General features: G+C 63.3%; 9 protein-coding genes and 1 tRNA gene. 4 read left to right on the top strand and 6 right to left on the bottom strand.

Annotated features, from left to right (window positions below; translation table 11 throughout):
• Nucleotides 1–1,601: SusC/RagA family TonB-linked outer membrane protein (locus ABEL04_RS11390; protein ID WP_375802515.1), on the bottom strand; the 1,601-nt coding region annotated here is incomplete at its 3' end.
• Between the two features lie 489 nt (nt 1,602–2,090).
• Between ABEL04_RS11390 and ABEL04_RS11385 the strand changes: the two genes are divergently transcribed.
• The 3 genes from ABEL04_RS11385 (at nt 2,091) to ABEL04_RS11375 (ending at nt 4,888) form a co-directional block, all read left to right on the top strand.
• Nucleotides 2,091–3,683 (top strand): sodium:solute symporter, encoded by a 1,593-nt coding sequence (locus tag ABEL04_RS11385; protein ID WP_375802514.1) that lies wholly within the window; start codon nt 2,091–2,093, stop codon nt 3,681–3,683.
• 53 nt (nt 3,684–3,736) lie between these two features.
• Nucleotides 3,737–4,189, top strand: coding sequence for a RidA family protein (locus ABEL04_RS11380; protein WP_375802513.1), 453 nt, complete (start codon nt 3,737–3,739; stop codon nt 4,187–4,189).
• A 459-nt stretch (nt 4,190–4,648) separates the two neighbouring features.
• Entirely contained in the window at nt 4,649–4,888 is a 240-nt protein-coding gene (locus ABEL04_RS11375; protein WP_375802512.1) for a hypothetical protein, read from the top strand.
• 69 nt (nt 4,889–4,957) lie between these two features.
• Here ABEL04_RS11375 and ABEL04_RS11370 read toward each other — a convergent pair whose 3' ends face one another.
• Together ABEL04_RS11370 and ABEL04_RS11365 are read right to left on the bottom strand one after the other, a co-directional pair.
• On the bottom strand, nt 4,958–6,148 hold the full coding sequence (locus ABEL04_RS11370; RefSeq protein WP_375802511.1) for a glycoside hydrolase family 18 protein: 1,191 nt from the start codon (nt 6,146–6,148) through the stop codon (nt 4,958–4,960).
• 589 nt (nt 6,149–6,737) lie between these two features.
• A tRNA-Ile gene (locus tag ABEL04_RS11365) sits at nt 6,738–6,811 on the bottom strand.
• A gap of 181 nt (nt 6,812–6,992) precedes the next feature.
• On the opposite strand from ABEL04_RS11365, the gene ABEL04_RS11360 reads away from it, so the two are divergent.
• Nucleotides 6,993–7,469 carry a CBS domain-containing protein gene (locus tag ABEL04_RS11360; protein WP_375802510.1) on the top strand — a complete coding sequence of 159 codons (477 nt, stop codon included), beginning with the start codon at nt 6,993–6,995 and terminating at the stop codon, nt 7,467–7,469.
• A 116-nt stretch (nt 7,470–7,585) separates the two neighbouring features.
• Here the strand turns inward: ABEL04_RS11360 and ABEL04_RS11355 are convergent, their stop codons facing one another.
• The 3 genes from ABEL04_RS11355 to ABEL04_RS11345 form a co-directional block, all read right to left on the bottom strand.
• Entirely contained in the window at nt 7,586–8,800 is a 1,215-nt protein-coding gene (locus ABEL04_RS11355; RefSeq protein ID WP_375802509.1) for an amidohydrolase family protein, read from the bottom strand.
• Nucleotides 8,801–8,848: 48 nt separating this feature from the next.
• Complete coding sequence (locus tag ABEL04_RS11350; protein ID WP_375802508.1) at nt 8,849–10,141, bottom strand: amidohydrolase family protein; 1,293 nt, start codon at nt 10,139–10,141, stop codon at nt 8,849–8,851.
• Between the two features lie 189 nt (nt 10,142–10,330).
• Entirely contained in the window at nt 10,331–11,872 is a 1,542-nt protein-coding gene (locus ABEL04_RS11345; RefSeq protein ID WP_375802507.1) for a S10 family peptidase, read from the bottom strand.
• Nucleotides 11,873–12,333 lie beyond the last annotated feature (461 nt).

The raw sequence follows: 12,333 nt of genomic DNA, 5'->3' as shown, positions 1-12,333 counted from the left end.
TTCGTCCACGTCCAGTCGTAGTTATTCCACGCCTGTTCCGTGTGCGCGTTGATCGAGTTATTCTCCGAGTTCTCGTACGTCGGGAACTGAAAGGTCTGACTGTATCTGGATTCGATGGCGCCCCCAACGAGGGACTTAAAACGAAAATTCTCGAGGAAGCTAACCTCCGCAAAGACATTCCCAAACAGGCGCTTACTCAGGTTCTCGTCGTTCCGGGTTCGCGCCCGATAGGCCACGGGATTTTCCGCATTGCCGAGCCCATTTCCTCGTGTCCCGGCAAAGTTTCCCTTAATGTCGCGCACCGGAATAATGGGCCGCATGCGCATCGCCATCCCGATCGCGCTTCCCTCATTGAGTTCGTTGGTCAGGAAATTCTCTTCAGCCGTGTAGGAGAGGTTCTCACCCACGCGAATGTTGTCGGTGATATTGTACGTCGTGTTGACGCGAAGCGAGAACCGTTCCAGGAACGTTTTCTTCACCGTTCCCTCCTCTTTGCGGTATCCCAGTCCGAGCAGATAGCTGCCGTTTTCACTGCCGCCACTCGCCGTGAGGTTGGTATTGGTGGTCATGCCCGTCCGGTTGATCGCGTCAAACCAGTCCGTTCCGGACTTATTGGCCCGAACGATCTGGGTGAAGTCGGCGGGGGAGAGATCCCCGGAGTATTCCGGCACGACGAAATAGTCCTCCGGATTGGCTTCGTCGGCCCCGGCTGGCAGAATATAGTTGGGAAGCTCAACTGAGCCAAGGCTCCCGTTCGGATACTGTCCACATCCGTCTGGAAAGGTGTACTGCGGGTCCGACGGCGTAAAGTTGCTTACCCCTTGGTTCGAATTGCAGGCCGCAAGGAGCTTCAGCTTGGCCCGTCCTTTGGGGTCGACCATGTTCCAGGGATTGCTCTCGTTCGGCTGCCTGGACATCCCAACGGAGGAATTGAACGATATGCTCAGGTCGCCTTCTCCCTGCTTGGTCTCAATGATCACGACGCCATTCGCGGCTCGCGCTCCGTACACGGACGCCGAGCTGGCATCCTTCAGGACCTGAATAGACTCGACATTTTCCGGATTCAAGTTGTTGATCGACTGGGTAGTCACGCCGTCGACCACGAAAAGAGGCGTGTTGTTGCCGAACGTGTTAATCCCACGAATCCGAATCTGCGGATCCTGGCCCGGCTGTCCGGACGAGATCACGCTCACGCCCGCTGCGTTGCCCTGTAGCTTGTCCGTGAGCTGTCCGCCCGGCAACTGCTGCAGTTCCTCCGTGTCCACGACCTGCACCGATCCGGTGAGGTCGGCCCGACGCTCCTCGCTGTACCCAACGACCACGAGCTCTTCTCCCGTGAGGGTCTCCGGCTCCATGGTCACGTTGATTGTGGAGCGCCCGTTGATGTCGATCGTCCGGGTTTGATAGCCTACGAATGAGAATTGGAGGGTGGCATCCTCGTTTTGGACCGTCAGCTCGTATTGGCCGTCCGAAGACGTGACCGTTCCGGTCTGGGCGCCGACCACTTGAACGTTGACACCTGGAAGCGGCTTCCCATCTGTCGAGCCTGTGACTGTTCCCGAAACCCTATGCTGGGCCAAAGCGCTTCCAGGAACCGCCATAGCGGTGAGGGCAAGCACGAGGACTCCCCCGAGTACAATCCGACCGATGGGGTGAGGTCCCAAGGAGAGGGTTGACTTGAGGAACTGTACAGCTCTATACATCTCGTCTCAGTTGGCTTTTGCAGACAATACTTGAGAATCGTCCCTGCTTCCCAGCGAGATCCAGCATGGGGAACACGGCACACCGCGTACGGCTCGCCAGAATTTTCAGTTACCGTAAATGCAAAGAAAAGGTATTGTAAAGTCAAGCGGGGGGAGTGCTGTCAAGGTCAATTTGACCCCACAATAGGCCGGTCCCTGGAGGGAGGCGAAATTTTGGAAGCGGTTCCAGATTGTAACCGCGGCCGCAGTGGGCGAATTTTGGGCGGCTTTCCTACCCCCTCGACTTTCCGCCTCAGAAGCGATTTCTTTCTTGACAGTCGCGCTGGCCCGCTTCTGCTGGGGGACGCAGCAGTGAGGGATTCTCCGGAGATCGATCCATCTGGATGTATGCTCACGACCTTGGATTACGTCGTCATCACCGCGTATCTGCTCGGGGTTGCCGTGTTTGGCATCTGGGCGGGGGGCAGCCAGGCGTCGACGGACGACTATTTTCTTGGGAGTCGCGATTTGCCCTGGTGGGCTGTCTGCCTTTCGGTCGTAGCCACCGAGACGAGCACACTTACCGTGGTGGGCGTGCCGGCCGTGGCGTACGGAGGGACGCTTACGTTTCTCCAGATCACAGGAGGGTACCTAGTGGGGCGAATTCTCGTCGGCGTCTATTTCCTGCCCCGCTACTACGCCGGTGAACTCCAGACCGCGTACGCCTTCCTGGGTACCCGATACGGCGACAACATGCAGGCGGCTGCCTCCATCACGTTCCTCATCACGCGCCTCCTGGCCGATGGGGTCCGCCTGTTCGCCACCGCTATTCCCCTCAAGGTCGTTGCCACGATGGCGGGGCTGGAGGTGACCTACTTCCAGGTGATCCTCGTCATCGGGACGGTCACAGCCATCTACACGCTCATCGGGGGCATCCGGGCCGTGGTGTGGATGGACGTGGTGCAGATGCTCCTCTACGTGGGCGGAGCGCTGGCGGCCATCGTCTTCCTGCTGGGCGACGTGCCGGCTGGGTGGTGGAGCGAGGCGGTGGCGGCCGGCAAGACCGAACTGATCGACCTCGGCCTCGGTCAGTCGTTCGGACGCTGGTGGACGCAGCCGTACACGCTCGTAACGGCCGTGGTGGGTGGGGCCATCTTCTCCATGGCCTCCCACGGCACCGATCAACTCATCGTACAGCGCCTGCTTGCCTGTCGCGACGAGGCCGGCAGTCGGAAAGCCCTGGTTGGCAGTGCCCTGGTCGTGATGGTCCAGTTTACGCTCTTCCTTGCCGTTGGGCTCCTGCTCTGGGTGCACTACGACGGGGCGTCCCTTGAGGCCCTTGGGCTCCAGCGGGGCGACGGGGTCTTTCCGAAATACATTGTCGAGGGCCTGCCGGCAGGCCTGTCGGGGCTCATCCTGGCGGGCATCGTAGCGGCGGCGATGAGTTCCCTCTCTTCGTCCCTGAACGCGCTGGCGTCCTCCTCGGTCAACGACCTCTACGAGTGGATCCTGGGGCGCTCTCTCGAGGACCAGGAGGGGAGTGCCCTCTTGGTCTCGCGGCTTCTCACGCTGTTCTGGGGGGTCGTCTTCATCGGCTTCGCGAGCCTCTTTCAGGATAGCAACAATCCGGTCGTCGAGCTCGGATTGTCCATCGCGTCCTTCACCTACGGAGGCCTGCTTGGGGCCTTCCTGCTTGGCCTATGGCACGACGGCACCCGCCAGCGCGACGCCCTCGTCGCCTTCATCGGGTCCATTGCCGCCATGGTGCTCATTATCTTTTGTGTGTACCACAGTCCCACCGAGGGGTGGACCTTCACGCTCGCGCATGATCCCGAGGGCTGGATGCCGTTCCTGCTCGGTCCCTCGGAGGCATACGTCTCGGAGGCGAACCTGAAAGGCATCGGATGGCCGTGGTACACGGCCATCGGGACGGTCATCAATCTGGCCGCCGGAAGCCTCCTGGCCCTCCGGCACCGGGGAGAGGCCCCCGCAGCGTCCTGATGTCCGTTCCTCGTGCTGGCACATCTGTTCTTGAAATGATTTCTTCCGCTCCTATGCACACCTTCGGCTTGCCGTCTCTCCTGCTCGTTCTACTCCTCATCGGATGCACGGAGTCTGAGGACCCTCCGGACCGACAGGTAATTTCCACGGATGCGGCGCCGGAGGCCCTCGGTCCGTACTCGCAAGCGATTCAGGTCGGCAACACCATCTACTGCTCCGGCCAGATCGGCATCGATCCCACCACGGACAGCCTCGTGGCCGGCGGGGTTGAGGCCGAAACGCGGCAGGCGCTGGAGAACCTTCGTTCCGTCTTAGAGTCGGCGGGGTTCTCGCTGGAAGATGTCGTGCGGACCCAGGTATTCCTCGCCGATCTGGACGACTACGCGGCGATGAACGAAGTGTACAGCACGTACTTCGACGCTGCTTCGCCCGCTCGCGCCGCTGTGCAGGCGGCGGGCATTCCCGCCGGCGCCCGGGTCGAGATCACGGTGACCGCCCGGAAATAGCGGCGAGCCTCAACCTCGACAGACAGCCCTTCCCCGGTGCTCGTCATCCTCTGTCCTGCTCTGCACGCGCAACTAGGGAATATTCCCGAACACTTGGGCCCTTTCGAATGTGGAACGGATGCAACGATATCAGGGGCAAGGATCGGCGACGCACGTCACTTCGTACATCCTACGCCACACATCACTTTGTCGGCGGCTGCAAGCACATTGAGCGTTGCTGCCGTCGAATCAGGAGGGCGCTCCATGCCCTTTCACCTTCTTTTCGACAACCGAAATCACAGCGCCAACCTTCATGACAAGCAACAAAGGGTGGATCTTCGGCGCCGGCGTAGTGGCGTTGGCGTTATCTCTTTTCCTATGGTTTAGCGGTTACGCGCAGGCCGCCATCTTCGTCGGCCTCTGGGTCCCGTCGCTCTGGATTTTAGCTGACCTCGTCGACCAAGTCGAGACTGCCACCTCATGAGGTTCATTGTCGAGTACTTTGGGCTTTTTATCTTCGGGTTCGTCGTCTTCGTCGGGGGGCTCGTTGCGCTGCCCAAGGTGGGGGCGCCGGAAACGTCTCTAGGGGAGATGGGAGGACTCGTCCTCGCGTTTATCGTCATCGTGGGCGGCTTCTCGTGGTACTACAACGCCGATCTGCCGTCCGGGACGAGAAGGCCCTATCGTCCGGAGGGGGATTCTGGGCCGCCCCAGAATTAGGAGCGAACCGTTGCGCCGGACTCCTCCGTCGCGCCCGCCTGACGTCTTTGAAGGAACGAAGGGGCGACCTCAGGAGGGAGCGGTTAGGCCTTCATCCAGGGCCTTTAGAAGTGCTCCGGTGTCGTGGGTGTGCTGCCAGTACATGAGGCCGCCGAGTCCGCGCGACCGGACGAAATCAGCCTTGGCGCGCACCGATCTGGGATTCTCGTAGCTGATGAACGTCAGCGAGTCGGGGCTCCAGAGATAGGGCGCCTGGGCGGACGCGTCCCAGTAGCGGGCAAAGCCCCGCTGGTTGACGTAGGATTGTGCCAGGGTTTCGTACGAAAAGGCCCCGAGCGCCTTGTCGTAGGGCTGATGGAGCCCCCGATTGCTCGACCGGACGCCCCCCCACCCACGCCCGTAGAAGGGGACGCCAAGGACGAGCTTGCGAGTCGGGATGCCCATATTGGTCCACATCTCGACACTGGCGGCCGCCGAAAGGGCCTGCGGGACGTCCGCCGGAGCGCGGAGGTTTGCGTGGTGGCCAGTCTGCAACGACCAACGTCCCCGAAAATTATACGTCATCAAGTTGATGAAGTCGAGAGGCTTGTGGGCCTCGGTCATGTTTGTGTGGCGGAGGTATTGCCGGGTGGCACCGGCCGCAACGGTGAGCAGGTACCGGTCCTCACCGGTTCGGCCGTCGGCCTTGCCCTGGGCCTTCAGGTGAGCCCGTACGGTCCGGAGAAGACGAGTAAAGTTTTCCGCGTCTTCGGACCGATGTATGTTGTCCTGCCCCGGTCGACCGGGAAACTCCCAGTTGATGTCGAGACCGTCGAGGTTGTAGGTATCGAGGAGGCGCACGGCCGAGCGGGCAAATCGCCGACGCGACGCGTCCGTGAGGGCTGCGTTCGAGAAATAGTCGGACCACGCCCATCCGCCAATTGAGAGGAGAAGTTTGAGGTCAGGGTGGTCGTCTCTGAGGGCGCCGAGACGCATGAGGTTGACCGAGTCGCGACGCCGCTCAAGCACAACCCGTCCTCGCTTCGTCACGTTGGCAAATGCGTAGTTAAGGTGGGTGAGCCGGTCGGCCGCCTCGGCCGCGAGGCGAACGGTCGACGTCCGGCGCCGATCTGGGAGGGCAAGGCGTCGGCGTGCCTCGGAAGGACTCGCCTTCAGGGCGCTCTGCCCCAGAATGTAGCCAACCCGGAGGTAGCGGTCGCGCGAGGTCTCCGACGGGGACCCTGACGAGGTGAAGAGGTCACAGCCTGATAGAAGGAGCACGCCCGTGGCAACGCACAGGCACCAGAGAGTAGGACGGATTCTCCAGCGGGAGAGGCTCATCGCCGAGTGGGGGAAGACGAAAAGTGCAGTCCCTCTGACGGAGTGCATCGCAACGTAATCCGCAAAAGCCCGCTGTTCGTGCCACGTCCGAGCGTTCTTCACGATCGATGGGCGGGTCCCCGACGGGAATCTCTGGCGACAGTTTCGCAGGTCTCGGAGGGAACGGATCGAATCTGTCCGGCCCGCACAACTGGAAACGGCAGGCATTCAGGCCCAACCTGCAGTTCCGGCCTGTGCCAGACTCCCCAGAGCAAGAGTCGTCCCGTCCCGTTCCGGACGGACGAGGTTCTGCTCCCGAGAGGACGTCCCGACCCGGAAGCGTTGAACTATGGGTCCTATTGCGTGAAGTCGGTCCCGTCCTCCTGCAGTACGAGTAACGACGCCCCCGATTCCGGTGGAGGGAGCCGCTGCTTTCGGGTCATACGCTCGCCCTCTCCCGCGCATTCACCCTCGGAGATGACGTGGGAACCAGGCAGCGGGTCCGTAAACGCGGAGTCCTACGCCCCACAGAGGTTTGCGGAGGAAAAGGTGGGCCCGGCAGGACTCGAACCTGCGACCAGCCGATTATGAGTCGGCGGCTCTAACCAACTGAGCTACGGGCCCCGTACCGTCCGAAGCATTTTGCGCACGAAATGGGGCCTTTCGAGTTCCGCCCGCTACGGTCTGTGGAACGAGGGAATTTGCCATTGATCCATGGGACGTCCGCAACACGGAGCGAGCCGACCAATAGAGATTCTGCCATCCGCACCGTACTTCTTCTCCATAACCCCCTTTCCGACTTGCCATGAAGTGGAACAGCGCGAAGGACCTGATGACGACGGACGTGAGGACAGTTGAGGCCGACTGGCCAATCGATCACGTCGCCCAGTTCCTCACAGACCACGGCATTTCTGGGGCGCCCGTCGTCGACGATGGGCAACTGGTGGGGGTGATCTCGCTGACAGACATTGCGCGGTACAACGGCACAGCGGGGGATCCCGCGTCCTCCGAAGAGCCCGCCTCCTTCTACCGCACGGAACTTGAAGCGAGGTACGCCGAAGAGGACCTGGAAGCCCTCCGGGTCAGTCAGAACACCGGGGCCACCGCCGAGCACGTCATGACCCCGCAGGTCTACGACGTGAGCGAGCACACCTCTATTCAGCAGGTAGCCCAGGTGATGCACCGGAGCGGCATCCGTCGGGTGTTCGTCACTCAGAGCGATCAGGTTCTGGGCGTCATCACCGCGATGGATATGCTCAGGGTCGTCGCGGAGGATCGGTAACACCGTTGGGCGTGCGCCGACGGAACGCAGGATTCTCCCTTGCTCCCTGAGATTTGGCAGTCAAGGCTTCCGTTTGGCCCCTGTCCGTCCGTCCCACCGGGAGGAGCCGTCCTGTTCTACTTGCACTCGTCGCTAACCACGCGTCCGTCGTCCAGCACTGTGCAGGTGTGAGTGGTGTACTCGAACGGGTCGCCGTCGAAGAGCGCAAGGTCGGCCGTCTGGCCGGGGGCGAGGGTTCCCACGTCGTCGAGGCCTAGGATTTGGGCAGGGGTGCTCGTGATGCTTGCCAGTCCGGCGCGACGGGGCAGACCGTTGGCAACCGCGATGGCGGCCTCGTAGAGCACGATGCGCGTCTTGGGGACATAGGGCTCCCACCCGCTCTGGATGGCCACCGGCACGCCCGCCTCGTGCAGGGTGGCCGCCGTGGTAAAGGCGGCGTTCTGCGTGGTGCCGGAGGGGCGCGTCATGGTCGGGTGCAGGATGACGGGCACGCCGGCCTCTTTGATCTCGTCGACCACGAGGTACGCCTCGGACGCCCCGTCCAGGATCATCTCGAAGCCAAACTCTTCCTGAAGGCGGAGCGCCGCCTGAATGTCGTGGGCGCGGTGGGCCGTGATGAGCGCTGGCACCTCCCCGCGCAGGACCTTCTGGAGCATGGCCTGCCCAAGATCTGTCGTCGGGCCTTCGTCGTCCATCGCGGCCCGGGCGTCGAGCAGCTTCTGCCGCAGCATAGCCACGCCCTTCGACCGCGTGCCGGGCGACTCGAAGCGCTGCTGCGCATCGGGCCCCAGCGTGAAGGCGACCGTCGTCAGCGAGTCGTGCAGGGCCTCCGCCACCGTCCCGCCCGTGGTGGAGAAGGTAGCGGTCTGCCCGCTGACGAGGGCGCCGGGCGCGTGGCCGGTGTGGACGGTGGTGATGCCGAGCTGCCGCACGAATTTTACGAGGTCCTCGCGCGGATTGTAGGCGTCGATGGCGCGGAGGGCCGGCTGGATGGGGGCGGAGGTGTCGAGTTGGTCCTGGTTGGCCGGTACGTTTTCGAGGCCTGAGACGCCCACGGTGCTGCGGGGGTCGATGAGGCCGGGCGTGACGACGGTCGCCTCGTGGACCGTAGCGCCGGACGGCACGTCGACCTCGGAAGCGGGGCCCACCTCGCTGATCGTCGAACCCTCAATGAGGACGACGCCGTCCACGATGGGCCCGTCGCCGGTCATGGTGTAGAGAGTGTCGGCCCGGACGGCGTGCTGCGCCTGGACCAACCCCGGCAGCAGGCCGCCCACGAGGAGGGCGAGAAGGAGCGTGAGGCGGCGAAGGAGCGAAGATCGGAAACGCATGGGAAAAGTATCTGGCGGGTGGGGCAGGACGGGCGGAGCGGCGGCGCGTTACTCGTGGACGTGCTGAATGGCGTCGTCGTAGACCCGGTAGCCGCCCGTGGCGAAGTTGCGGTCCTCAGGGTTGGAGCGGTCGAATACGGTTTCCCCTTCCACCCAGGTCTGCTCGATGTTGGTGTAGACGCTCAGCGGGTCTCCAGAGAGGACGATGAAGTCGGCGTCCTTCCCCGTCTCCAGCGAGCCGGTGTCGTCGGCCAGCCCGAGCATGCGGGCCCCGGCCAGCGTGACGGACTCCAGTGCCGCCTCGCGGGACATCCCTGCCCGTACGCCAAGGGCGGGAGAGCGCAGGAAGAGTCGAGAGTCGGTGATCGGATCGTCGGTGTGGTAGGCCACGTCGACGCCCGCCTGGTTGAGCACCCGGCCGTTGCGGTAGGCAATCTCATCGGCCTCCGGCTTGCCGCCGGGCGCGTCGAGCACGATGATCGAGCACGGCACGTCGGCCGCGGCGATTTCGTCGGCCACCTTCCACGCCTCGCTTACGTGATGGAGCACCAGCTCAAAGTCGAACTCTTTGCTCAGACGGATGGCGGTGAGCACGTCGTCGTGGCGGTGCGTGTGGAAGTGGACCGTGCGCTCCCCCTCCAGCACGTCGACGAGGCCCTCCATGCGCAGGTTGCGATCCGGCATCTCGGCCTCCGACTCGGCCTGCTGCTTCTTGCGCTGGTACGCCTGTGCCTGCACAAATTGCTGGCGCACCATGGCCGCGGCGTGGCCCCGCGTCTGAGGAAAGGGGCCGCTTTCGCGCTGCGGGTTGGTGCCGTTGGCCATCTTCATGCCGCCGCAGTCCTCGACGGGCTGATTGTCGCAGGCCTTCAGGTCGGCCACCGTATCGCCGTCGCGCAGCTTGAGGTAGGTCGTCTGCCCGCTCATCAGGTGCCCGGAGCCCGATAGCACCTGCACCGTCGTGATGCCGCCCGCCCGGGCGCGGTTGATCGACGGGTGCCGCACGTTGATTGCGTCGATGGTACGCACGTCCGGGTGCATCGCCGCCGACCCGTCGCCCCCGCTTACCTGTCCAATGTGGGAGTGGGTGTCCACGAGGCCCGGCATGATGACCTTGCCCGACACGTCGTGCTCGACGGCCCCATCGGGCACGTCGACCGTTCCGGCTTCGCCGACGGCCTGAATGGTGCCATCCTGCACCACCATTGTACCGTCCTCAATGGGGGCGGACGAGATGGGGTAGAGCGTGGCGTTGCGGAAGACATGGGGTTGCTCCTGGGCCTGGGCAGGCACGGCTAGGAGCAGGCTCAGAAGCGCGACGAACAGCAGACGGGCACGCATGGGGGCGGCGGGGCTGTGAGGAAGCACGAGGACTGAAAGAGTAGGAAGGGGGCATGGAGAGACGCAAATCCCCGGTCCCGACAAACAGGACATTCTCGTGAAATCGGGGCGCAGGCTACGGATACCGGGCGGATCTCACCCCGGAGGGGGAGAGAGGCTGCCGTGAGTGCTCTCCACCGCCGTTCAGCCTTACTTCCGGGTGGGGCCGTACCGGGCAGGCGTTCCCTCCTCCGGAATCGAGTTCTTGATGAACGACCGGAGATCGTCGTTGGCGCGTCCCCGATCTTCTGCACGCAGGTACATCATGTGCCCGCTCCGGTACCCCTCGAATCGGAGCCGGTCGCGAAGCGTGTCCCGCGTGCCGAGGTTCCACATCACGTACTTGGCCGAAAAGTAGTCCGTGGCCCCGTCGTAGTAGCCGGACTGCACCATGACGTGGAGGTACGGATTTTGGGCCATCGCCTGCCGCAGCTGCTCGCCCGTGTCGTTGTTATCGTCCTCCCACGGCCGCACCGGGCCAAAGACGTTGTACTTGAGGTCCGTCTCGAAGCCGAGGTCGGTGCGGAGGTAGTGGTTGATGGCGGGCGTAAACGCGTGGTTCCACGAGGTGAGCTCTGCGGGATAGTCGTACTCGTCCCCCGCGTTCTTCGGGTCCACGCCTTTGTAACGGGAGTCGAGGCGCCCGATGGTATAGCCCTGCTCCTGCAGGAGTTGCTTCCAGAACGCGTCGGCGGGCACGGCGAGGTTGTGGTTTAGGACGAACCGCTTGGAGAGCCCCGAGTAGCGGGCCACCTGCTGCGCTACGCTCTGCCGGCGGGTGCTATCGATGAAGCCTCCTCGCGTGACGGCCGGAATGTACTGCTCCACCGTGTAGTTTTCGACCTCCGAGAGCAGATCCTGGAGGTCCCGGGTCTGGAGGTCGCTCGGCAGCTGGTCGTGGTACCACGCGGTGGCCGCGTAATAGGGCAGCTTGAGGGCCTCGGAGCGGGGGGAGGGACCGGCGGGCTCCAGGCCGAGGCCGGTGGGGGAGACGAGAATGACGCCGTTCAGGTACATCCAGTGACTGTTCTGCAACTCCCCGGCCAGGCCCGCCACGCGGGTCGTGCCGTAGCTCTCCCCGATCAGGTACTTCGGCGAGCGCCATCGATTGTGACGCGAGACGAACGTGTCGATCCAGTCGGCCAAGTACTCTACGTCGGCGTTCACGCCGAAGAACGTCTCCCGCTTTACGTCCTCGTCGAGGATGCGCGAGAAGCCGGTGTTGACGGGGTTGACGTAGACGATGTCCGCCTTGTTGATGATGGAGTGCGGGTTGTCCTGCACGCCGTAGGGCTGGGTGGGGAAGCCCTCGTCGCTGATCTTGAGGCGCTTGGGGCTGGTGTAGCCCAGATGCATCCAGAGCGAGCCGGAGCCGGGCCCGCCGTTGAACGAGATCATGAGCGGGCGCCGCGTGCGGTCGTCCACGTCGGTGCGCCGGTAGTAGGTGTAGTGGAGCGACGCGATGGCCGAATCGTTCTCCCCGTACACGGGCTGCGTGCCGGTGGTCACCTCGTAGGGCACCTCCTCGCCCTTCACCGTCACGCGATCCGTTTGGGTGACGGCCGTGTCGGGGGGAAGCGTGCGCTTCAGCTGTTGGCCCTCCATGTTCTGGGCCTCCGCGGTCGTCCCGGGGAGAAGGAGCAGTGCGAGGAGAGAGAAGGTAATGCTCCAACGAATGGGGGCGTCAATCATGAAGCTGGGAAGGCAAATCTGTGAGGAGAGCTGTAAGTGCGGCGGGCTGCGAGTTGAAGGTAGGAAGGTTGGAAGGGGGGAAAGTTGAAGGTGCGAGGAAAAACATCCGGGAGCATCTCAAGTCTGTGAGATGGATGTGAGCTACGCCCATCTCGCGACGACGGCCGACAGCGGTCACCCCGAAAGCCTCAGGATGCTCGGTCGCTTCGCTCCCAGCGCCACGAACGGTGGTTTCTCTGCTCTCATCGGTGGTCTGGGGTCCTCTCGTGCGGCCGTCCGTTGACCCTGACCGTCGTGTTCTGCGGCAGCTCCTCCTCAATCAACTCACAAGGTCGACATACGAGCCAACCTTTGACCTTCTGCCTTTCAACCGTCCACACCAAACTATATCACGTCGTGCTTCTGAGCCACCTCGGTGAACGCGTCGATGGCGCGGTCGAGCTGCTCCTTCGAGTGGGCGG

This window comes from Salinibacter sp. (assembly GCF_042218895.1).
Classification (GTDB): domain Bacteria; phylum Bacteroidota; class Rhodothermia; order Rhodothermales; family Salinibacteraceae; genus Salinibacter.
Note: the sequence above shows the minus strand (reverse complement) of the source record. Positions and strands in the feature narration are given on the sequence as shown.